19 protein-coding genes are annotated in these 22,302 nt (G+C 68.1%); 7 read left to right on the top strand and 12 right to left on the bottom strand.

Translation table 11 applies throughout. The annotated features are described in order from the left end of the window. Positions 1-85 precede the first annotated feature (85 nt). The 4 genes from ABD970_RS06290 to ABD970_RS06275 all read right to left on the bottom strand — a co-directional run bounded on the left by ABD970_RS06290 (position 86) and on the right by ABD970_RS06275 (position 3,881). A complete protein-coding gene (locus ABD970_RS06290) occupies positions 86-847 on the bottom strand; it encodes a cytochrome c1 (protein ID WP_345294676.1) in 762 nt (253 codons plus the stop codon). After that, entirely contained in the window at positions 840-2,099 is a 1,260-nt protein-coding gene (locus ABD970_RS06285; protein ID WP_345294675.1) for a cytochrome b, read from the bottom strand. Before ABD970_RS06285 ends, ABD970_RS06290 begins: the two co-directional genes overlap by 8 nt. A gap of 3 nt (positions 2,100-2,102) precedes the next feature. Then, a complete protein-coding gene (gene petA / locus ABD970_RS06280) occupies positions 2,103-2,762 on the bottom strand; it encodes a ubiquinol-cytochrome c reductase iron-sulfur subunit (RefSeq protein WP_345294674.1) in 660 nt (219 codons plus the stop codon). Positions 2,763-2,948: 186 nt separating this feature from the next. Further along, positions 2,949-3,881 (bottom strand): lytic transglycosylase domain-containing protein, encoded by a 933-nt coding sequence (locus ABD970_RS06275; protein WP_345294673.1) that lies wholly within the window; start codon positions 3,879-3,881, stop codon positions 2,949-2,951. A 255-nt stretch (positions 3,882-4,136) separates the two neighbouring features. Here ABD970_RS06275 and miaB point away from each other — a divergent pair, with 255 nt between their 5' ends. Continuing rightward, positions 4,137-5,588: a tRNA (N6-isopentenyl adenosine(37)-C2)-methylthiotransferase MiaB gene (gene miaB / locus ABD970_RS06270; protein WP_425563063.1), complete on the top strand. Its 1,452-nt coding sequence runs from the start codon at positions 4,137-4,139 to the stop codon at positions 5,586-5,588. Positions 5,589-5,590: 2 nt separating this feature from the next. Continuing rightward, a complete protein-coding gene (locus tag ABD970_RS06265; protein WP_345294672.1) occupies positions 5,591-5,827 on the top strand; it encodes a hypothetical protein in 237 nt (78 codons plus the stop codon). Positions 5,828-5,895: 68 nt separating this feature from the next. Here the strand turns inward: ABD970_RS06265 and ABD970_RS06260 are convergent, their stop codons facing one another. From ABD970_RS06260 to ABD970_RS06245, 4 genes are all read right to left on the bottom strand, one after another. Next, on the bottom strand, positions 5,896-7,011 hold the full coding sequence (locus tag ABD970_RS06260; protein WP_345294671.1) for an ABC transporter permease: 1,116 nt from the start codon (positions 7,009-7,011) through the stop codon (positions 5,896-5,898). Next, positions 7,008-7,943 carry an ABC transporter ATP-binding protein gene (locus tag ABD970_RS06255; protein WP_345295659.1) on the bottom strand — a complete coding sequence of 312 codons (936 nt, stop codon included), beginning with the start codon at positions 7,941-7,943 and terminating at the stop codon, positions 7,008-7,010. The genes ABD970_RS06260 and ABD970_RS06255 overlap by 4 nt, the downstream gene beginning before the upstream one ends. A gap of 204 nt (positions 7,944-8,147) precedes the next feature. Then, positions 8,148-9,071 (bottom strand): HlyD family secretion protein, encoded by a 924-nt coding sequence (locus tag ABD970_RS06250; protein ID WP_345295658.1) that lies wholly within the window; start codon positions 9,069-9,071, stop codon positions 8,148-8,150. 40 nt (positions 9,072-9,111) lie between these two features. Continuing rightward, positions 9,112-9,735 (bottom strand): TetR/AcrR family transcriptional regulator, encoded by a 624-nt coding sequence (locus ABD970_RS06245; RefSeq protein ID WP_345294670.1) that lies wholly within the window; start codon positions 9,733-9,735, stop codon positions 9,112-9,114. A 533-nt stretch (positions 9,736-10,268) separates the two neighbouring features. On the opposite strand from ABD970_RS06245, the gene ABD970_RS06240 reads away from it, so the two are divergent. The 4 genes from ABD970_RS06240 to ABD970_RS06225 all read left to right on the top strand — a co-directional run bounded on the left by ABD970_RS06240 (position 10,269) and on the right by ABD970_RS06225 (position 14,055). After that, positions 10,269-11,273: a PhoH family protein gene (locus ABD970_RS06240; RefSeq protein WP_345294669.1), complete on the top strand. Its 1,005-nt coding sequence runs from the start codon at positions 10,269-10,271 to the stop codon at positions 11,271-11,273. A 9-nt stretch (positions 11,274-11,282) separates the two neighbouring features. Continuing rightward, complete coding sequence (gene ybeY / locus ABD970_RS06235) at positions 11,283-11,771, top strand: rRNA maturation RNase YbeY (RefSeq protein ID WP_345294668.1); 489 nt, start codon at positions 11,283-11,285, stop codon at positions 11,769-11,771. 90 nt (positions 11,772-11,861) lie between these two features. Next, on the top strand, positions 11,862-12,743 hold the full coding sequence (locus ABD970_RS06230; RefSeq protein WP_345294667.1) for a CorC family transporter: 882 nt from the start codon (positions 11,862-11,864) through the stop codon (positions 12,741-12,743). A 136-nt stretch (positions 12,744-12,879) separates the two neighbouring features. Then, on the top strand, positions 12,880-14,055 hold the full coding sequence (locus ABD970_RS06225) for a lipoprotein N-acyltransferase Lnb domain-containing protein (RefSeq protein WP_345294666.1): 1,176 nt from the start codon (positions 12,880-12,882) through the stop codon (positions 14,053-14,055). Between the two features lie 85 nt (positions 14,056-14,140). Here ABD970_RS06225 and ABD970_RS06220 read toward each other — a convergent pair whose 3' ends face one another. Further along, a complete protein-coding gene (locus ABD970_RS06220) occupies positions 14,141-14,320 on the bottom strand; it encodes a hypothetical protein (RefSeq protein ID WP_345294665.1) in 180 nt (59 codons plus the stop codon). Between the two features lie 329 nt (positions 14,321-14,649). Between ABD970_RS06220 and ABD970_RS06215 the strand changes: the two genes are divergently transcribed. Next, positions 14,650-16,014 (top strand): hypothetical protein, encoded by a 1,365-nt coding sequence (locus tag ABD970_RS06215; protein ID WP_345294664.1) that lies wholly within the window; start codon positions 14,650-14,652, stop codon positions 16,012-16,014. Between the two features lie 160 nt (positions 16,015-16,174). Here the strand turns inward: ABD970_RS06215 and ABD970_RS06210 are convergent, their stop codons facing one another. From ABD970_RS06210 to ABD970_RS06200, 3 genes are all read right to left on the bottom strand, one after another. Further along, the gene (locus tag ABD970_RS06210; protein ID WP_345294663.1) at positions 16,175-17,425 is read right to left on the bottom strand and encodes a DUF819 family protein; all 1,251 of its coding nucleotides are present in this window, start codon (positions 17,423-17,425) and stop codon (positions 16,175-16,177) included. A 73-nt stretch (positions 17,426-17,498) separates the two neighbouring features. Further along, positions 17,499-19,607, bottom strand: a complete 2,109-nt coding sequence (locus ABD970_RS06205; RefSeq protein WP_345294662.1) for a S9 family peptidase — start codon at positions 19,605-19,607, stop codon at positions 17,499-17,501. Between the two features lie 656 nt (positions 19,608-20,263). After that, complete coding sequence (locus ABD970_RS06200) at positions 20,264-22,255, bottom strand: alpha/beta hydrolase family protein (protein WP_425563062.1); 1,992 nt, start codon at positions 22,253-22,255, stop codon at positions 20,264-20,266. Between the last annotated feature and the right edge of the window lie 47 nt (positions 22,256-22,302).

Below are 22,302 nucleotides of genomic sequence, written 5' to 3'. Positions count from 1 at the left end.
GCTTCCCGCCCCGGGTCCGCATTCGCCGCGGATCCCTGCATCGCGGGACGGCATCGCGCCCCGCACGAGGCGCGTGGGCAGCCGGCTATTTCACGTCCTTCCAGTACTCCATCTTGAGCAACCATGCCAGGAACGTGAAGAACGCCAGGAACAGGATGACCCAGACGCCCAGGCTCTGGCGCTTGATCGCGGCCGGTTCGCCGACGTACTCGAGGAATGCGGTGATGTCGCGCGCGGTCTGCTCGAACTGCTGCGCGTTCTCGGTCCCGGGCGTGGCGAGCTCGAGGCGCTCGACGCGGGCTTCGCCCGTGGTCTCGTCCTTCTCGCCGTGGACCGGGCGCAGGATGCCCTGCATCTGCCACAGCGGGTTCGGCATCGAGACGTTGGGGGACAGTGTGTTGTTCCAGCCCAGGGGCCGGGACTCGTCGAGGTAGAACGACTTAAGGTAGGTGTAGATCCAGTCGCTGCCGCGGACGCGCGAGATGACGCTCAGGTCGGGCGGCATCTTGCCGAACCACTGTTCCGCGCCTTCCTCGGGCATCGCCACCTGCACCTGCTCGCCGAACTTCGCGCCGGTCAGGTTGAGGTTGTCCATCACCATCTCCTCGCTCAGGCCGAGGTCCTCGGCCAAGCGCGAGTAGCGCATGTACTTGAGCGAATGGCATCCGGAGCAATAGTTCATGTACAGCTGGGCGCCGCGCTGCAGGGAGGCGCGGTCGCCCAGGTCGGTACCTGCCTGCTCGGTGGCGCCGCCTCCCGCCGCGAGGGCTGCGCAGGACAGGAGCATTCCCCCGGCGAGCACGGCGGCGCGTTGCAGCAGGGTGGGCGCGAACACGGACTTAGTCATGCGTGGTCACCCGTTCCGGCACCGGCTTGGTCTTGTCGATCCTGGTCCACAGCGGCATGGTGATGAAGAAGGCGAAGTAGAGGAAGGTCAGGACGCGGCCGATGATGGTCTCGACCGGATCGGTGCCGGGACCGGCGCCGATCTTGCCGAGCCAGACGAAGCTGACCGCGAACACGCCCAGCAGCACCTTGGAGAGGAGGCCACGGTAGCGGTAGGACCTGACCTTGGCGCGGTCGAGCCACGGCACGAGGAACAGGATCGCGATCGCGCCGAACATCACCAGCACGCCCGACAGCTTGTGCGGGACCACGCGCAACATCGCGTAGTAAGGCGTGTAGTACCACACCGGCTTGATGTGCTCGGGCGTCACCAGGCGGTTGGCCTCGACGAAATTGTCGTGCTCGAGGAACCAGCCGCCGAACGCCGGCGCGAAGAAGATGATGAAGGCGGCCAGCATGAGGAAGAACCCGACGCCGACCAGGTCCTTGACCGTGTAGTACGGGTGGAACGGGATGCCGTCGGCGGGCTTGCTGGGATCCCAGCGGTTGCCCTTGGGCCCCTTCTTGATGTCGACGCCGTCCGGGTTGTTCGATCCCACCTCGTGCAGCGCGCCCAGGTGCAGGACCACCAGCAGCAGCAGGACCAGCGGCAGGGCGATCACGTGCAGGGCGAAGAAGCGGTTGAGGGTGGCGTCGCCGGGCAGGTAGTCGCCCATGATCCATTCGGTCAGGCCGTTGCCGATGACCGGGATCGCGCCGAACAGCGAGATGATGACCTTGGCGCCCCAGAACGACATCTGCCCCCAGGGGAGCACGTAGCCCATGAAGGCCTCGGCCATCAGCACCAGGTAGATCAGCATGCCTAGGATCCACACCAGTTCCCGCGGCTTCTGGTAGCTGCCGTACATCAGCCCGCGGAACATGTGCAGGTAGACGACAACGAAGAACAGCGAAGCGCCGGTGCTGTGCATGTAGCGGATCAGCCAGCCCCACTCCACGTCGCGCATGATGTATTCGACCGACCCGAATGCCTCCGCCGCCGAGGGCTTGAAGTGCATGGTCAGGAAGATGCCGGTGACGATCTGGTTGACCAGCACCAGCAGGGCCAGCGAACCCATGTAGTACCAGAAGTTGAAGTTCTTCGGCGCGTAGTACTCGGTCATGTGCTTGCGGTACATCGGCATCATGCCGGGTGCACGCTCGTTGACCCAGTCCATCACGTTGTTGGCCGTTCGGGTGATGACGTTCGCCATGGCTTACGCGGCCCCCGACTGCGACGGATCTACGCCGATGACGATGGTGTTGTCGTCGGCATAGTGGTGCGGAGGCACGATCAGGTTGGTCGGCGCCGGCACGCCCTCGAACACCCGGCCGGCCATGTCGAACTTGGACTTGTGGCAGGGGCAGAAGTAGCCGCCCTTCCAGTCGGCGTCGAAAGGCTCGGGCCGGATTTCGGCAACCATCTCCGGCGCGCAGCCCAGATGGGTGCACAGGCCGACGAGGACCGAGACCTCGGGCTTGATCGAGCGCAGTTCCGGGTTGCTCTCCAGCACGTAGGCCGGCTGCTGGTCGGCGTTCTGCGACAAGGGGTCGCGCAGCTTGTCGTCGAGCGTCGGCAGGGCCTCGAGCACCGCCTTGGTGCGGCGGACGATCCAGATCGGCTGGCCGCGCCATTCCAGCACCATGCGCTGGCCTTCGGCGAGGGCGCTGATGTCCGCGGTGACCGGGGCGCCGGCGAGCTTGGCCCGGGCGCTGGGGTTCCAGGACTTGATGAAGGGAATCGCCGCCACGCCGACGCCGACCGCGCCGACCACGGCGGTGGTGGCGGTCAGGAAGCGGCGCCGGCCGGCATCGACCGTTCCCTCGCTGCCATCAGGCGTCTGCTCGCTCGAGCCCAAAACCGCTTCATTGCCCATCCGCCACTCCGCAAAACCTTCGTAGATCGAGTCGAAAAGCCGAAATGCCTGCCTGCGTACCCCGCCCGTCTCCAGCCGGGGGCGCAAAGACCACGAAGTGTAACGGAAGCCCGATTGGCCCGACAATGCTTCCCGCCACGCGACGCAGGCACCGCGCTGGCGCGCGCCCTCCCGGGCGAGCCGCGCTCAGTTGGCCGCGACCTGGCCCCGGTAACGGTCCGCCAGGACCGCCACCCGCTCGACGTAGCGGCGGGTTTCGGAATAGGGAGGCACGCCCTTGTACTTGTCGACCGCGCCCTCCCCGGCGTTGTAGCCCGCCGCGGCCAGGGTCAGGTTGCCGTTGAAGCGCTTGAGCAGCCAGGACAGGTACTTGGTGCCGCCCCGGATGTTCTGCTGCGGATCGAAGGCGTTGCTCACCCCGAAGCGGCGCGCGGTGGCCGGCATCAGCTGCATCAGTCCCTGCGCACCGACCCGGGACAGGGCATTGGGCTTGAAGGCGGACTCGGCGTGCATGATGGCGCGGATCACCGCCTCCTCGACCCCGAATTCGGCCGCTGCCGCCTTGACTTCGTTCTGGTAGGCGGTGGTGTTGAGCCGCAGCGTCTTGAAGTTGAGGCCGGGATTGGCGCCGCAGGCATAGCAGGTTTCCAGGAAGCGGTACTGGATGGTGCGCAGCGCCGTTGCGCCGCCGCCCTTAGGGGGCTTGCTGGTGTAGTGGCGCACGCCGTCCTTGATGTACGAGTAGACCTGCCCCTGGACCAGGCGCGTGGTGTTCGCCCCGCTGGTCGCGGGCTTCGGCACGTCGCTGGACACGATGGCCGCCGGGGGGTTGGCGTCGAGCGACGCCGGCGAACCCGCGGCATTGGCAGTGGTCGTCGCGGCGCCGGCGGCAGGCGCGACCCAGTCCGGCACCTTGGGCGCGGGTGCGCTGGTGGAGCGATAGCTGCTGACGGCCTTGCACTTGGCGCCGGGCAGGCGTTTGCTGACGTAGCTCAGGCCGCCATCGGCGCTTTCGCATCGGTAGACCGTGCCGGCCTGCGCCGTACCGGGTAGCCCGCCCGTCGCCGCCAGTGCGATGGCCAGCACGCCCGCCGATCCCCAGGTCGCTCCCCGTTTCATGGTGCCGAGTGTCCCCCCTTCAGCTTCAATTGCCAAGTCCTTGATCCGTGACGGAAACCCTGCTTCGGCGGATCCACGCGTTGACACGGCCTTCGCGCCCCTGCCCCCCGGCCCGAATCCGGCAATCCCACCATGACTTCACGCCAACCGGCGTCCGAACGGGCCGCGCACGCTACACTTTCGCCCGATTCAGGCTCCAGCACCCGCTCAAGCCGCTTTCCGGCCCGGACTCAGCGCCGCGCCCCGGAGACTCCCATGACCGAATCAGGCAGCGCCGCCACGCCGACCGGCGTCCTGGCCACACCCTCCCCGGATGGCCTCCAGGCCTCCCAAGGCCCCCGAGGCACCGGGAAGCCACCGGCGGACGCCCCTCGCGGCGGGAAGCTGTTCATCCAGACCCACGGCTGCCAGATGAACGTGTATGACTCGGCCAGGATGGCGGATGCGCTGGCCGCGTCAGATGGTCTTGAACTGACCACGATCGCCGAAGATGCCGACGTGATCCTGGTTAATACCTGCTCGATACGCGAAAAAGCGCAGGAGAAGGTGTTCAGCCAGCTGGGCCGATGGAAAAGCCTCAAGGCAGGCGACCGGCCGGTGCTGATCGGCGTCGGCGGCTGCGTGGCCTCGCAGGAGGGCGCCGCCATCCTCGAGCGCGCCCCCTATGTCGACCTGGTGTTCGGGCCGCAGACCCTGCACCGCCTGCCGGAGCTGGTCCGGGCCCGTCGAGAGTCGGGGCGGCCGCAGGTCGACATCAGCTTCCCCGAGATCGAGAAGTTCGACCGCCTGCCCGAGCCGCGCGCCGAGGGGCCGAGCGCCTTCGTGTCCATCATGGAAGGGTGCAGCAAGTACTGCAGCTTCTGCGTCGTGCCCTACACGCGGGGCGAGGAAGTCAGCCGTCCGTTCGAGGACGTGCTGGTCGAGGTCGCCCAGCTGGCGGCCCAGGGTGTGCGCGAGGTCAACCTGCTCGGCCAGAACGTCAACGCCTATCGCGGCCCCTACGGCGACGGCGAGGTCGCCGACCTCGGCCTGCTGATCCGCGCCGTGGCCACCATTGACGGCATCGACCGGATCCGCTTCACCACCTCGCACCCCCTGGAATTCAGCGATTCGCTGGTGGAGGCCTACCGCGACGTGCCCGAGCTGGCCAACTACCTGCACCTTCCGGTGCAGTCCGGCAGCGACCGCGTGCTGTCGGCGATGAAGCGTGGCTACACGGCGCTGGAGTTCAAGCAGAAGATCCGCAAGCTGCGCGCGGTGCGGCCCGGGATTTCGATCTCGTCGGATTTCATCGTCGGATTCCCCGGGGAGACCGCGGCGGATTTCGAGAAGACCATGGCGCTGATCGAGGACGTGGGCTTCGACCAGTCGTTCTCGTTCATCTATTCGCGCCGGCCCGGCACCCCGGCCGCGGACCTGGACGACGACACCAGCGACGCCGAGAAGCACGCCCGCCTGTCGCGACTGCAGGCACACATCAATGCCCACGCCGCGGGCATTTCGCGCGCCATGGTGGGGAGCGTGCAATCCGTGCTGGTCGAAGGCCCGTCGAAGAAGGATTCGAACGAACTCACCGGCAAGACCGAAAACATGCGCTCGGTGAACTTTCCCGGCCCGCCGCGGCTGATTGGGCAATTCGTCGATGTCGAAATCACCGAAGCGATGACCAATTCCCTGCGCGGGCGGGTGACGTTGGCTGCGGTCTAGCGATGGCCAACGCTGACGGTTGGCTGCGCCGGAACGCGCTTGCGTTCTGGTTCTGCGGACTCGGGCTGTTGGGCTTGCTGCGTGCATGGATGAAACTGGTGCGCGCTCCGTCCCCCGATGTGCAGCTCTGGTTGTGGTTCGCAGGTTCGGCGGTCCTGGCCTTGGTCGGCATCGCGATGCTGCGGCGGGAGCGGCGTCGGCAACGCCGCATCAACATCGAGACATCCACGAACTCGTAGGAGCGCCCCAGGGGCGCGATCTTTTCCCTCGTTGAATCCATCGCGCCCATCGGGTGCTGATACGTGCATCAGTCGAGGCGTTTGCGGAAGCGCAGGATCGCCAGCGACATCATCAAGGCGGAAAACGCCACCAGCGCCACGGCATCCGGCCACAACTCGAATAAACCCGCGCCGCGCAGCATCACCCCGCGCACCAGGCGGATGAAGTGGGTCAGCGGCAGGACCTCGGCCAGCCACTGCACCGGCTTCGGCATGCCGGCGAACGGGAACATGAAGCCCGACAGCAGGATCGAGGGCAGGAACACAAAGAACGTCATCTGCATCGCCTGGAACTGCGATCGCGCCTTGGTCGAGATCAGCAATCCCAGGGTCAGGTTGGCGAGGATCAGCAGCACCGCGGCGACGTAGACGTCGAGCACGCTGCCGCGGATCGGCACCTGGAACAGCCACATCCCCAGCGCCAGCACCACCGTGGTCTGCACCATGCCGATGGCCGCGTACGGCAGCACCTTGCCGGCCATCAGTTCGGTGCGGCTGACGGGCGTGGCGATCAGGAGTTCCATGTTGCCGCGCTCGCGCTCGCGGACGATGGCCACGCCGGTGAACAGGATCATGGTCATGGTGAGGATCACGCCGATCAGCCCGGGCACGATGTTGACCGCGGAGCGGCGCTCCGGGTTGTAGAAGCTCACCACCGCCACCTGGCCACCGCCGGTGCGCGACATCGTGGAACGTCCGCCAGGCCGGGGCGGATCCGCGCTGTCCAGCGGCACCTGCGCGAGCTGGATCGCGGCACTCTGGACCACGGTGTCGCTGCCGTCGACCAGCACCTGCACCGCTTCGCGGCCTTCTGCACGACGCCGTTCGAAATCCGGCGGCACCACGACGCCCACGCTGATCTCCCCGCGGCGCAACCCGTCCATCAGCTCTTGCGGCGCGGTCGCGCTCAGGGTCGGACGGATCACGCCGGTCGCCACCATGTCCATGACCAGCGCGCGCGACGCCGCCGTGTTCGACTGGTCGGCGATGCCCGCGTCGAGTCCGCGCAGGTTGAGGTTGATGGCGTAACCGAACAGCACCAGCTGCATCACCGGGATGCCGACGATCATCGCCAGGGTGACGCGGTCCCGGCGCAGCTGGCGCACCTCCTTCACCATCACCGCCATCAATCGCCGCCATTTCATGCCGCCGCCTCGCTGGCACGCTCTCCGCGGGTGACGGCGACGAAGACGTCCTCCAGGTTCGGTGGCACTGGCTGGATGCTGGCCGCCAGCCCGGCATTCCGCAACGCGTCCTGCAATCGCGTGGCCGGCCCGGCGCTTGCCTCGGACGCGTCCATCAGCACCCGCAACGCGTTGCCGACCTGGGCGACGCTTATGACGCCTGCGACGCCCAGCAACACGCGCTGCACCTGGCGTGGGTGTTGCGACTCGACGACGAGCGTGCGGCCGGCCAGCGCACCGGTCAGTGAACCAGGCGTGCCGTCGGCGGCCAGCGCGCCATGGTCGAGGATGGCGAGGCGGTGGCATCGCTCCGCCTCGTCCATCAGGTGCGTGGAGACGAGGATGGTGGCGCCGGCATCCGCCAGTTCGAACAGCTTCTCCCAGAAGTCGCGTCGGGACTCGGGATCGACCGCGCTGGTGGGCTCGTCGAGGAACAGCAGTTCCGGTCGCTGGATCACCGCGCAGGCCAGCGCGAGGCGCTGCTTCTGGCCGCCGCTCAGGGTGCCGGCCAGTTGCCTCCGGCGATCCGCGAAGCGGTACTCGACCAGCAGTTCCTCGACGCGCTGGCCGGTCGCCGCCTTCGACAGGCCCTGCACGGCGGCCATGAATTCCAGGTTCTCGCGCACCGTCAGGTCCTCGAAAAGCGAAAACCGCTGGGTCATGTAGCCGACACGGGTGCGCAACGACTCGGCCTGTTCTGGAATGCGCAGCCCGAGAACTTCGATGTCGCCCGCCGTCGGCGTCAACAGGCCGCACAGCATGCGGATCGTGGTCGACTTGCCGGAACCATTCGGTCCCAGGAACCCATGGACGCTTGCGCGAGGCACGGTGAGGTCGACGCCATCCACCGCGACGAGCTCGCCGAAGCGTTTGCACAAGCCCCGCGCCCGGATGGCAGGTCCGGCGGCCATCACGACACGTAGTCCCGTCGCACCGGCCCTCGAAGGTCGGCAGGGAAACCGGGCAAGCCCCTGCCGTGACGACCGCAGACGCCTCGAAGCCGGGCCGGCGGAATCGACCAGGCACGGAAACCGCGGGCGACCGGCGGGCGGGCGCGACTGTGCCGCGGCGACGAAGGGAGCGGCATTGCCGGGCCGCTAGTCGCCATCATCGCGGCGCATGAATTCGACGCGCACGGGCACGCCGGCTGGCAGGTCGGCGGCACCCTCCAGCGCGACTTCGGCCAGGTAGCTCAACCTCGCGGCGTCGTCCCCGGTCAGCGCGTAGTACGGCGTGAAGCCCGGGTCGTTGCGGATCATCCGCACGACCCCGCGATAGGCGTCTTCGCGGCCGTGGACATGGACCTTTGCCGGCGTCCCCACGTCGACTTGCAGGCGCAGCGGCTCCGGGACGTAGACGCGCGCGTGCGGCGAATCGCCGACCAGCAGCACGACCAACGGTGCACCCGGCGGCGCCTGGTCGCCCAGCTTGTAAGGCAGGCTGTCGATGCGCCCGGCGCGCGGCGCGACCACGCGCAACTTGTCCAGCAACACCGCTTGCGCCTGGGCCTGCGCTTCGGCGGCGCGCAAGGCAGCCCGGCCCTGCGCCACCTGCTCCGGGCGCGACCCGTTGCGCAGTTCGTCCAGCCTCGCCCGGGCGGCGCGGACCTCGGCGTCGGCGGTGCCGGCCGCGGCCCGGGCCCGGTCGACCTCGGCCGCCGCGACCAGCTGCCGCCGGCCCAGTGGCTCCACCCGCGCACGGTAGGCGCGCGCATCGCGCGCCCGGGCTTCGGCGGCGGCCAGGCTGGCGCTTGCGCCTGCGATGGCTTCACTGCGCGCGCCTGCCTGGAGCTCGGACAGGACTTCGCGCCGTCGATCGGCTTCCGCGGCCGCCGCGGCGGTCTGCGCTTCTGCGCCCGCGCGTTCCAGGACCATCAGCACGTCACCGGCTGCGACCCGCTGCCCCTCCCGCACCTCGACCGCGGCAATGCGTTCCGCCGCCGGGGCCGGCAGGGTGATGCGGTCGTACTCGAGCGTGCCCAGGGCATCTGGGGGATCGGCACGGCAGCCCGGAAGCAACATGGCGGCGGCGATGACGGAAAGCGCGAGCAGATCCCGCGTTTCAGGGCGCACGGTGCACCTCCATTCCGCCTTGGAGCAACGCAAGCGTATGCCTTTGCAGGACGTCCGCGTCCAGCGGCGGCAGGCCTTCGCCCGCGTCGCCTCCGGCGAAGATCCGTTGCCAGATCGGCGCGCCGGCGGCCGGGAACAGGGTCAACCCGACCAGCGACACCACCAGCAGCCTGGGGTCCAGGTCGGGATTGAGCCGTCCCGCCCGTTGCGCGGCGGCGAAGCGTCCGGCCAGCAGCACGGGGATCTGCGGCGCCACCCGCTCGACCAGCAATTCGCGAAGCGCGCCGCCCTCGGTCAGGACCTCGCGGACCCAGAGCGACGGCAGCCAGGGGTTGTTCGCGACAAGGGCCGTCATGCCACCGACGAAGGCGGCGACCAGCGCACCGGGATCATCGCCTGCCTGTTGCATCGGGGCACGCAACCGGGCGAACAGCGGCATCAGGCGCTCGTCGACGAGGGCATCGACGAGCCGGGATTTGTCGCCAAAGTAGTAGTGCAACAGCGCCGGCGTGACCCCGGCCTCGTCCGCCATTGCGCGCAAGGACGTCCCGGCGATGCCGGTGCGCGAAAAACAGGCCAGCGCCGCATCGAGCAGCTGCGCGCGCTGGTCCATGGCGCCTCCTTCCGGACGGCCGGGCGTGCGTGCCCGAGCGGCCCTGTGCGATCTCGGTCCCTTGCTCCCGGCCGCGCCCTTCGGAGGAGTCCCTGTCTTCATCGGCCGTCCGCTCGCTGTCATCTCGCCAGAAATTAATTGATTATTTAATTACATTCAAGTGAACTGGGACGTGTGACAAGGCCGAGTCCGAGCCGACATGGAAGTGGACGTGCCTCCTGCCTCCCAGCGTCTTTGGGATCAGTGACTTGGACCAACGTTTCGCGTGCAGCTAAGGAGGACTGGCTGAGCACGGCGCCGCGCAGGGCCGCCGTGCGAGGCGGCGACCTGACCTCCGCCCCGGGGCAGACCACTCGTCTCCCCATCCCAAGGCGTCGCCTCGTCCCCCTTTCCACGGCGTCTGTCCTGGCCGGGGCCCCATCCGCCATCCACCACCGCGTGCACGCGAGGCACATGCGCCGACGGCCTACACTTGCTGCCCCCCGCCATGGCGGCCGCTACACGCCGACGCCCACAGCCTGCTCCGGATTCGCATGCCACAGCCCGCCCAGACCAACTTCGCCCTGGATCCCGCCGACACCGAGCGCCTGGCCAACCTGGCCGGCCCCTTCGACGAGCACCTGCGCCAGGTCGAACTGGCGCTTGGCGTGGAAATCTCCAATCGCGGCAACCTCTTCCGCGTCACCGGCGCGGACGCCGGCACGGTGGCCCGCACCGAGCGCCTGTTGCGCGCCCTTTATGCGGAGACGGAGGAAGAAACCTTCGACTCGCATGCCATCCACCTGCGCCTGAACGCCGCTGGCCAGGACCTGGCGGACAGCACGCCGCCCGCGCCAGCGGAGGGCTACGTCCCGCAGGACGTCACGATCCGCGTCCGCCGCGGCACGATCCGCGGCCGCGGCCCCAACCAGCAGAAGTACCTGCACGCCATCGCCACCCACGACATCAACTTCGGCGTCGGGCCGGCCGGCACCGGCAAGACCTTCCTGGCCGTGGCCAGCGCGGTGGAAGCGCTCAACGAGACCCGCGTCCAGCGCCTGGTGCTGGTGCGTCCTGCGGTGGAAGCCGGCGAGAAGCTCGGATTCCTGCCCGGGGACCTGAGCCAGAAGGTCGACCCCTACCTGCGTCCGCTGTACGACGCCCTGTACGAAATGATGGGCGTGGAGAAGGTGCTCAAGCTGATCGAGAAGAACGTCATCGAGATCGCACCGCTGGCCTACATGCGCGGGCGCACGCTCAACGACGCCTACGTCATCCTAGACGAGGCCCAGAACACCACCATCGAGCAGATGAAGATGTTCCTGACCCGGCTTGGCTTCGGCAGCACCGCCGTGGTCACCGGCGACATGACCCAGGTCGACCTCCCGAAGCACGTCAAGTCCGGGCTGCGCGACGCGGTCGACGTCCTGCGCGGCGTGGACGGCGTCAGCTTCACGTTCTTCGAGGCCCGCGACGTGGTCCGCCACCCGCTGGTGTCGCGCATCGTCGATGCCTACGAGGGACGCGACGCGCGCGACGCCGACCCGGGCGCGGCGTAGACTGGCCCGATGACGCAGGGACCGGTCCGCCTGGATGTTTCCGTCGGGTATGCATTGCCCCGCGCCGGGTTACCGGCGGCGGTGAGCTTCCGGAAGTGGGTGGCCGCCGCGCTGGACGGGCGCATCCGCGAGGCCGACCTGGCGATCCGGCTGGTGGATGCGAAGGAGGGGCGTGCGCTGAACCGCCACTACCGGGGCAAGGACGCGCCCACCAACGTGCTGAGTTTCCCTGCCGACATCGCCGAGGGCGTCAAGCTGCCCAAGGGCGTGAAGATGCCCCTGCTCGGCGACCTGGTGCTGTGCGCCCCGGTCATCGCCCGCGAGGCCCGGGAACAGGGCAAGCCGCTGGCCGCGCACTACGCCCACCTCACGGTCCATGGCGTCCTGCACCTGCTCGGTTGGGACCACGGCGACGACCGCGAGGCCGAATGCATGGAGCAGCTCGAACGCGACATCCTGGCCGGTCTCGGGATCGAGGACCCTTACCGGGAGCGGTGAGGCAGGAGCCGGCGCCCGCGCCGATGATCGCCCCGTCACCGGACCGCGCTAGACTTGAGCCGTCGCCGCACCGGCGCCCCAACCCCAGCAATGCCAGAAGACGACAGTAGTCCCGTTCCGCCGCTCGACGAAGAACTCGAGGCTCCCGAAAAACGCCGGACCTGGCTCGACCGCCTGAGTTCGGCGATCTCCGGGGACCCCAGCTCCCGCGACGATCTGGTGGAACTGCTCCGCGACGCGCAGGGCGACGGCCTGATCGAGGCCGACACGCTGCGCATGATGGAGGGCGCCATCTCGGTCGCGGACCTGAGCGTCAGCGACGTCATGGTCCCGCGCGCGCAGATGGTCGCCTTGCCCGCCGACGCCGAGTTCCATGCCCTGATGCACGAGGTGGTCGAGTCCGGCCATTCCCGCTTCCCGGTCCATGGCGAGGACAAGGACGAGATCCTCGGCATCCTGCTGGCCAAGGACCTCCTGCGCGGCGCCTATGCCGGGCGCCCCCCCGAGTCGATCCACGCCCTGTTGCGTCCTGCGGTCCTGATCCCCGAATCCAAGCGTCTGAACGTGCTGCTGCGCGAGTTCCGGCAATCGCGCAACCACATGGCGATCGTGATCGACGAGTACGGCGGGGTCGCCGGCCTGGTGACGATCGAGGACGTGCTGGAGGAAATCGTCGGCGAGATCGACGACGAGCACGACGACGCGGAGGATCCGGATGCGCTGATCGCGGCCCAGGCGGACGGCCAGTTCGTGGTCGATGCGCTGACGCCGATCGCCGACTTCAACGAGCGGTTCAGCGCCGACTTCGACGACGACGAATACGACACCATCGGCGGCCTGCTCACCGCCGCCATCGGCCACCTGCCCGAAGCCGGCGAGGAAGTCACGCTGGACCGCTTCAGCTTCCGGGTGGCGCGTGCCGACGCACGCCGGCTGCATGCGCTGCACATGAGCATCCATGCCGAGGATTGACGACGCGGCGGACGGCCCGCCGTTTCGCCGCAATGCCGGGATTGCCGGCAAGCCCCTGTCCCGACTAGGGAAATCGCCGGCCCCAAGGTCTCGCCCGATCCCGGGCGGCCCGCACCGGGCGCCCGGGTGGCGCTTCGTGGCGATCCTCCTGCTCGCGCTGTGCAGCCTGCCCGCCCTGGCAGCACCGCGCATCGGGGTGGTGACGATGCAGCCCGGGGAGATCTTCTTCGAGCGCTTCGGCCACAACGCCATCGTCGTGGACGATCCCGCCGGGGCCGGGCCGATCTCCTACAACTTCGGCTACTTCGACATGGACGAGCCGGGGTTCTTCCCGCGCTTCATCCGTGGCGACATGCGCTACATGCTGGTGGCCCTGCCCCTGGCCGACGACCTGGCGTATTACGACGAGGTCGGCCGCGGCGTGGCGATCCAGTGGCTCGACCTCGATCCCGGCTCCGCGACCGCACTCGCCGCCGCGCTGGCCGTCAACGCGAGGCCGGAGAACGCGCGCTATCGCTACGACTACTTCACCGACAATTGCTCCACGCGGGTGCGCGACGCCATCGACCGCGCCCTGGGGGGTGCCCTGCAGCGCCAGCTGCGCCCGCGGTCGCAAGGCAACACGTACCGCAGCGAAGCGGTGCGCCTGGCCTCGCCTGCGTGGTGGATGTGGCTGGGCTTCGACCTCGGCCTGGGGCCCGCCGCGGACCGGCCGAACTCCCTCTGGGAAGACGCCTTCGTGCCGATGCGCCTGGCCGCCGCGCTCCGCGACGCCCGCCGCGCGGACGGCCGGCCCCTGGTCGCGGAAGAAGTGGAGATCCTCCCGCATCGCATCGCCCCCGAACCGGCCGGCTCCGCGCGGCCCTGGTGGCCTTGGCTGCTGGCCGGATCGGCGATCGCGGTGGGCCTGGCCTGGCTCGGCCGGCGTCGGCCGTCGACCGTCGCCGGGCTCGCACTTCCGTTCTGGGGCACGGCGGGCCTGGCGTCGATCCTGATGCTGTTCCTGTGGATCTTCACCGAACACTGCTTCGCGTGGGCCAACCACAACCTGCTGCTGCTCAGCCCGCTGTGCCTGGGGCTGCTGCCCGGTGCCTGGCGCATCGCTCGCGGCCGGGACGGCGGCCGGACCTTCCGCCAGCTGCTGTGGGTGGTGGCCGGCTCCGCAGCGCTCGCAGCCTTCCTGGCCTGGTTGCCGGCGTTGCCGCAGCGCAACGGCCACTGGATTGCGTTGCTGCTCCCGCTGCACGTGGCTTTCGCCTGGGCGCTAACCCCCGGCGGGCCGAACCCGGCCGATTGGCGCCGGGGGCCGTAAACCGCGGCCGTAAAGCTAGGCGTATCCGGGCACCTTGGCGGGCGAATGATGCTCGAGCCTGGGTGCCCTCGCGGGCTACCGTCGTCTACCAGACCCGGGTGTCGTCCCAGCCGCCATGCTTGCGGCGGTCCTTGCCGCTGCGCCGGTCTTCCTTCTCCGGTTCCCATCGGATTTCTTCCCGCCGCTCGTCGCCCTTGCGGCGCTCCACGCCGCTGCGCCGTTCGGGTCCCCGGTAACGATCCTTTTCGTCCCGCTGCTCAGCCATGCCATCACCTTCAGGACAGCCCCGCCATGCCGAACATGGCGCCCGGGCCCAACACCCCGAAGAGTACACGCGGCTCGCCCGACAGGCCCGTCCCAACCCGTCCATCGGCCTCGAACCGCCCCCGGGAAAAGCGACCCCCTCCCGGTAGGGCAGCCGCTGGCCCGCAAGCCCACGCCCGCCTAATGCTGACCCTTGACCGTCCGTCGGAAAATTGGCCGCAAACTGTGATAGCAGTCGTAGTTTCGGCAGACGGCTTCAGGCGATGCGGTACTGCCCGGCAGGGGCAGGAGGCGGGGGCCGGATTTCCGCATATCACTCGAGGGCAAATCATGAACAGCTACCCTGGCCCGCGCCTCGGCGCGGCGTTGCTCGTATTCCTCGCTGCAACCCTTGCCACCTCGCCGGCGTCCGCCCACGCCATCAATGGCGCGATCTACACCAGTACGTTCGACCACACCGAAGTGAACGCCAACCAGTACGCGACCAAGGACGCGGTCTACCTCAACGGCGGCCCCAGCAACAGCGGCTGCAAGGGCGGCAGCCTCGACGACGGCATCTACCACTTCCAGGTGACGAACCCGTCCGGTTCCGTCCTCCTTTCGACCGGCAGCACCATCTGGGAACGGACGATGGAGGTCTCCGGCGGCGTGATCTCGAGCAACCTCGGGAACCAGGCCAAGCATCCCAACGGGAACGTGAGCCCCTGCGGAAGCCTTGCGATCCGCCTCTTCCCGTTCGACGACACCCCCAACACGGGCGGCGTCTACAAGGTCTGGATCACCCGCGCAGACGACTTCGAGGCTGCGTGCGGCGTCGGCGTCGACTGCGGCCTCGCCGGCTTCGTGCCTGGCCACACCAAGACGGACAACTTCCGCGTCGGCGAGGAGCCGACGATCCCGCAAGTCGGCTCGCTGGAGGCCTTCAAGTTCTATGACGCGAACGCCAACGGGATCTTCGATGGCACGGACGTCGAACTCGAAGGCTGGGTAATGACGCTGACTTCCGTCAACCAAGGCGTCGACTCCACCCAGGCCACCGAGGCCGACGGAACGACCACCTGGACGCCCTTGATCCCGGACAACGACTATTACGTCACCGAAGGGACGCCGGTGGAAGGAAACTGGGTCCATTCGGCCACCATCTACGGCGCGCATGACGGCTCGCCGCAGAATCCCGCCGGTCCGCTGTCCGTTGCCGCCGGCCAGACCACCTTTGTGGCGTTCGGCAACTACTGCACCATCCCCAGCAATGGACGGACGCTGGGTTTCTGGAGCAACAAGAACGGACAGCGGTACGTCGCCGCCGACGACCTCGCGCTCCTGGCCGCGTTGAACCTGCGCAACAAGAACGGCAGCAACTTCGATCCGGGCAACTACGCCGCACTGCGCGCCTGGCTGCTCAACGGCGACGCCGTCAACATGGCCTACATGCTGTCGGTGCAGCTTGCCGCGATGGAACTCAATGTCTACAACGGGTTCGTTGACGGCGGCGGCTACTACGTGCCTGCCGGCATGACCATCAACCAGTTGATGGCCGCCGCGAATGCCTCGCTCGGGCTGTACCCGATCACTACTTCCAGCAACGACATCTTCGGCCAGCGTAGCAACCAGGAAACATTGAAGAACTGGCTCGACGAACTGAACAATGGCGCGGGCGTGCTTTCCCCGACGCCATGCGCCTACACCTTCCCGTAGCGGCGGCAGGTTCGGCCTGCTGAAGGCGGGACCCAGGAATCCGGGCAGGGATGCCCGGATTTTCTTTGCCTGGCCATCGAAGAGGCATGCGGCCACCGGGCAGCGCGAGACGGCCTCCGGCGCAAGGGGCTGCTAACGCAGCCCCGCCTCCAGGACGCGATCAGCCGGCCAGCGCCTGCAAGACCAAGCCGGTGATGTAGGCGCAGTAGGTCCCCAGCGCGTAGCCCAGCACCGCCATCAGGACGCCGACGGGCGCCAGCGACGGATGGAACGCACTGGCCACGACCGGCGCCGAGGCCGCGCCACCGATGTTGGCCTGCGAACCGACCGCCATGAAGAACAGCGGCGCGCGGATGAGCTTGGCGACGCCCAGCATCAGCGCGGCGTGGACCGAGATCCAGAGGAACCCCAGTGCGAACAGGCGCGGCCGGTCGAACAGCGCCGCCAGGTCCATGTGCATGCCGATGGTCGCCACGAGCAGGTACAGCGCGCCCGATCCGATCTTGGAGGCGCCCGCCCCTTCCAGGTGCCGCGCCCGGGTGAAGCTGAGCAGCAGGCCGATCGTCGTCGCCAGCACGACCACCCAGAAGAAGCCCGAGGTCAGGCTGTAGCGCGACAACTCCGGCGCGACCTCTCCGATCCATGCGGCCGTCGGCTGGCCCAGGCCGTGCGCAAGGCCGGTCGCACCGAGGCCGACCGCCAGGATCATCATCAGCTCCGGGAGCGAGAGGATGCGCGCGTGTTCGGCCTGGTAGGCCTCGATGCGCTGCTTCATGTCGTCGATGGCGCTGGTGTCCGCGCCGGTCCAGCGGTCGAAGGCCTGCGCGCGACCCGCTAGGAACAGCAGGATGGCCATCCACACGTTGGCCACGATCACGTCGACCGCGATGAACTGCCCGAACAGGTTGTCGTCGACGAGGAAGACCTCCTTCATTGCCGCCTGGTTGGCGCCGCCGCCGATCCAGCTGCCGGCCACCGTGGTCATCCCGCGCCAGGTATCGCCGGCGACGGTCTGGGGGGAAACGACCTCGAACGACACGAAGGCGATGACCGCGCCAAGCATGACGCCCACGGTCCCGACCAGGAACATGATCATCGCCTTCGGACCTAGCCTGGCGATGCCCTTGAAGTCGATCGACAGGGTCAGCAGCACCAGCGCGGTCGGCAACAGGTAGTCGCGCGCGACCGGATACAGGCCGCTGGCGTTGCCGTCGATGATCCCGAACGAGTTGTACAGCGCCGGCACGAAGTAGCACAGCAGCAGTGCCGGCACGTAGGTGTAGAAGCGGCTCCAGCCGCCCGAGGTGCGCGACGAGGTCCAGAAAATGGCGCCCAGCGTCACCGCCAGCAGGCCGAGCACGACGGCGTCGTTGGTGATCAGCGCGGTGTTTTCGATGACTTCCGGTTCCATGTCCATTCCTCGAGGTCGCAGGCGGGGCCGTGCCCACCCTGCATGATTGAATCCCGTTGCGGGCCGCCGCCCGCTACGGCGCGGCGGCGGGGCCGATGAAGCGCGTGAGCCAGGCGTTGACGGTGTCGTGCCACAGCACGCTGTTGTGCGGCTTCAGCACCCAGTGGTTCTCGTCCGGGAAGTACAGCAGCTTCGATTCGATGCCACGCCGCTGCAGCACGGTGAACGTGGACAAGCCCTGCGAGACAGGCACCCGGTAGTCCTTTTCGCCCTGAACGACCAGCATCGGCACCTTCCACTTGCCGACATGGTTGGCGGGATTGAACCTGTCGTAGGCCTTGGGGTTGTCCCAGGGGGTGCCGAGGTTCTCCCATTCGGTGAACCACAGCTCCTCGGTCTCGAACGCCATCGTGCGCGTGTCGAACACGCCGTCGTGGTTGACCAGGCACTTCCAGGGCGAGTTTCCCCGGCGGTCGAACCAGTTGCCAGCGATCCAGTTCACCATGTAGCCACCGTAGCTCGCGCCCAGGGCGCAGGCGCGGTCGCCGTCCAGGAACGGGAATTGCTGCTGCGCCGCGGCCCAACCCTTCTTCAGGTCCTCGAACGGCTTGCCGCCCCAGTCGCCGGTGATCGAATCGGTGAAGGCCTGGCCGTAACCGGTGGAACCGTGGAAATCGATCATGACCACCGCGTATCCCTGGCCCGCGTAGGTCTGCGGGTTCCAGCGGTAGCTCCAGCCATTGCCGAAGCTGCCCTGCGGTCCGCCGTGGATCAGGAACGCCACCGGATAGTCGCGCCCTTCGACGAAGTTCCACGGCTTCACCACGTAGCCATGGACCGTGTCGTTGTTGGCGCCCTTGAACGAGAACTGCTGGTAGTCGCCGAAGGCCACGTCCGGCAGTCGCTCGGACGCGGTCGGCGTGATCGCACGCAGGCCGCTGCCGTCGGGCTGCGCCACGTACAGGATGTCGCCGGTCTGCAACGATGCGCGGGTCAATGCGAGCGTGCCCGGGGCGACGTCGACGGACGACACCGTGCCGTCTCCGACCAGCTCGGTGACTTCGCCGGTGCCGATGTCGACGCGGAACAGCGGGTGTTCGCCGACGTCATCGGCCGTGACCAGGAGGGCCGTCCCGTCCGGCGACACCGCGATGCTGCCCGGGGAACGGTCCCACCGGGGGGCGATCTCGCGCCGCGTCCCCTTGTCCAGGTCCAATTCGATCAGCGCGAAGCGGTCGGCCTCGAAGCCGGGCCGCCGCATCGCGCGGTAGTACAACGTGCCGGGGTCCTTGCCGAACACGGGGCCCGCGTCCCACGCCGGGTTCCCCGCGGTGAGGTTGACCGGGGCGGCTTTGCCCTCGGCATCGAACCGATACAGGTCAAAATTCGTCGACCAGGGTTCCGTGCGGCCGGCGATGCGCACGCTGGCGACCAGCGACTTGCCGTCGGGCGCCCAGGTGTAGTCCTCCGCACCCCCGAAGGGTTTGGAGGGAACATCGCCGTCGAGCGTGGCTGCCAGCGACACGGCCTGGGCGACGGCCTTGGCCTTGGCGCCGGTCGGGAGCTTCGCGACATGCAGCCGGCTGCGGCGACCGTCCTTCCACGTATCCCAGTGCCTCACGAACAACTGGTCGTAGACGACGCCGCTGGCCTTGGAGGCGGCGGTGGCGTCGAGACGCTTCTTCGTGCAGACGAACACATCCGCTTCCCCCGCGCACCCGGCGAAGGTCTCGGCGGTGAAGGCGATCCGATCGCCGGCGGGCGAGAGCCGGTAGGTGCCCACGTCCAGCGGGAACGCCGTGAGCTGGCGCGGCGCGCCGCCCTCCACCGGCATCGCGTAGAGCTGCTGCGTGCCGTTCCGGGCGCTGAGGAAGTAGAGCGTCCTGCCATCGGGCGAAAACGACGACGAATTGACGTTCCACCCTTCCGGCGTCACGCGCCGGGGCGGGGCATTGTCCCGGGTGCGGAGGTTACGGGCATGGAGCGTTGTACTGGACTTGTTGGCCGCGAAATCCACTTCGCGCAGCGCGAAGACCACGACGCTCCCGTCGGGAGACAGGGTCGGCGAGGACACGCGCGGCAGGGTGGCGAGGTCGCGCGGCTGCAATCCGCGCTCGGCCAGCGCCTGCAAAGGCAGCGCGGCAAGGGCGATGACACCCGGGACGAGGAAACGAACATCCATGGCCGGCTCCGGCAGGCAACAAGGTTGCGATCTTAGGCCGGCTGGCCTCGCCGGGCAAAGCATGCCGGGTTTTGCGCGCCGCGCGATGACTCTACTCGGCGCGGCCCATCCCGACGGAGCAGCCCGTGTCCACATCCGAGCAAGCCCGCCAAGATGGGCTCGTCTTCGCGGGCCTTGCGTTCATGCCGATCATGGCCGCCGCGCAAGAGGCCGGCGCAACGGGCGTCATGGCCAGCGTGTGGGGGCTCGGGCTGGCCTATTTCGTGCTGGAACTCGCGGAAATGTGCCTTTTGCCGATCGGCCTGTCGGTGGTGACCCAGTTGTCCGTGCCGCGCGTGGTCGGGCTGATGATGGGCACGTTCTGGCTGGGCACAATCTATTCGGAAGTGCTGGCAGCGCAGTTCGGAACAATCGCGTCGCTCGAGGTGGTCGAGGGCGAGGCCATCGACATGGCGGTCGCCGCCGGGAAGCATGGCGAGCTGTTCCCCTTGATGCTCTGGTCCGGCATCGGCTCGGGCGTGATGTTCCTGCTGGTCACGCCGCTCGCGAAGCGCTGGATGCATGGGGTGAAAAAGGGGGGAGCCGCGCCGCTGCCGCCTGGAAGAAGGAAGGCGCCCGCAGGCGCCTTCCCGTCGCTAGCCATCAACGGTGGAAGATCAATCGGACGCACCGGCCGCGGCGTTGCCGCCCTGGGGCGCGGCGCCGATATGCTTCCCAAGGAACGACAGCAACTTGGAGTAGTAGGCCTTGCGGTTGGCTTCGACGTAGAAGCCGTGGCCTTCCCTGGGGAAATACAGGGTTTCGACCGGCACACCGGCGGCGACCAGGGCCTTTTCCATCATCTTGCTGTGCTCGATCGGGGCGCGCTCGTCCTCGCCGCCCGCCGCCAGCATCACCGGGACCTTGATGCGGTCCGCCATGCGGTTGGGCGAGACGGCCCCGAGGGCATCGCGCTCCCCGATCCAATCGCGCAGGTAGGTTGCGCCCGAACCGCGATTCTGGATGTCGCCGTGGGTGTGCATGGTCGGCAGGTCGTACACGCCCACGTAACCGACGGCGCACTGGTAGAGCGCCGGTTCCTTGGCCACGCCCATCAAGGCGGCATAGGCACCGTAGCTCGCTCCGTAGATGCAGATGCGCCTCGGGTTCGCGATCCCCTGCTGGATGGCCCAGCGGGTCGCGTCCGTCACGTCGTCCTGCATCGTGCCGCCCCATTGCTTCGCACCTGCCTGAGTGAAAGCGCGCCCGTGGTTCCCGGATCCACGGAAGTTCACCTGCAAGACGCCATAGCCGGCGGCGGCCAGCATCTGGTTCTCGCCATTGAATTCCCAGGTGTCGAACTCCCCGTAGGGCCCACCGTGCGCGACGACGACGACCGGAAGGTTCCGGCCGTCCGAGCCCCTGGGCACGGTCAGGTAACCCGCGAGCGGCGTCCCGTCGCGCGCGACCAGCGAGATGGGCCGCATCTCGGCCATCTGGTCCGGGTCGAACCATTCACGCCGGCTGATCACGTAATCGGCCTTCTTCGCCTGCGTGTCGAACACGTAGAAGTCGCCCGGATTGCGATCGCTGTAGGTCTGCACCAGCGTCAATTTCCCGTCCGCGGTGCTGGACGTGATGTATGGCAGGAGTCCGCCGAACGCCGCCTCCAGGCTGCGGTACAGCCGCGCCACCTCGGAACTCTCATCGAAGAAGGCGTTCCGTGGCTTGCCATCCATGAACACCGCACCGACGGGCACGCGCGTGCCGGGCTTGCGGATGACCATGAGGGGATCGGTGTTGTCGTCGCGGAGGATGGTCTTGCGGGTCCCGCTCGCGACATCGAGCGCGACGATCACGTCCGGCCCCTTGTCCTGTTCGGCGCGCAGGTAGGCGGTCTTGTTGTCCTCCGAGAACCCGAGGGGTACCTCGACGCGATCGGTCGCGTTCTCGTCGTTGACCAGGCGCCACTCGGCGCCTTCGCCATCCCGGTAGTACAGCTTGCTTGCCAGGTCGACGCCCGCGCCAAGCGCGAACCGAACGACGCCGGCATTGTCGGCAGTGAACCGCGCATTGCGCACGGGGGCCCTCGCCACCGGGATCCGGCGCCCCGAGTTGACGTCCATCTTGTCCACGCGCGTGAACGGATCGTCGTTGAACGGACTCACGGAAATGAGGACGTTCTTTTCCTCCGCGGGCAAGGTGTCGATGAGGAAGGCCGCGACATGCTCCACCTTCCGCTTCTGGATCTTGGTGCCGAGCCCTTCGCCGCGCATGCGCTGCCCGACCAGCAGCTCGACCTGACCGCCGTTCGCGTTCATGCCGTACAGCTCTCCGGTCAGGACCGGCTGCTCGAGCAGGCCGAACTTCTCGGACGTGCCGATGATCAGGCGATCCGCGTTGACCCACGTGAACTCGTGGATATGCGTGTTCTTGCCGAGGTTCAAGGTTCCGGTGACGGCATTGTCGCCGCGGCGCATGACCACCAGGACGGTGCGATCCTCCAGCGGCACGGCCGCTGCGTAGTACTCCCCGGTCGGGGAGATCTGCAGGCTCTCGAATCGGTCGTTCTTGACATAAGGCGAGACGTCGACAGCGGCCGCGGCTTCCATCAGCCCCGCGCAGAAGATCGCCGCCACGGCGATGGCGTATCCGAAGATGTGTTTCATGACTTCCCCTGGTGTGGCGCAACGCGTGATTCCGGCACGACCTTCGG

It is taken from the genome of Luteimonas vadosa (assembly GCF_039543545.1).
GTDB lineage: Bacteria > Pseudomonadota > Gammaproteobacteria > Xanthomonadales > Xanthomonadaceae > Luteimonas > Luteimonas vadosa.
The sequence above is the reverse complement of the archived record's forward strand: the minus strand, read 5'-3'. Positions and strand labels throughout refer to the sequence as shown.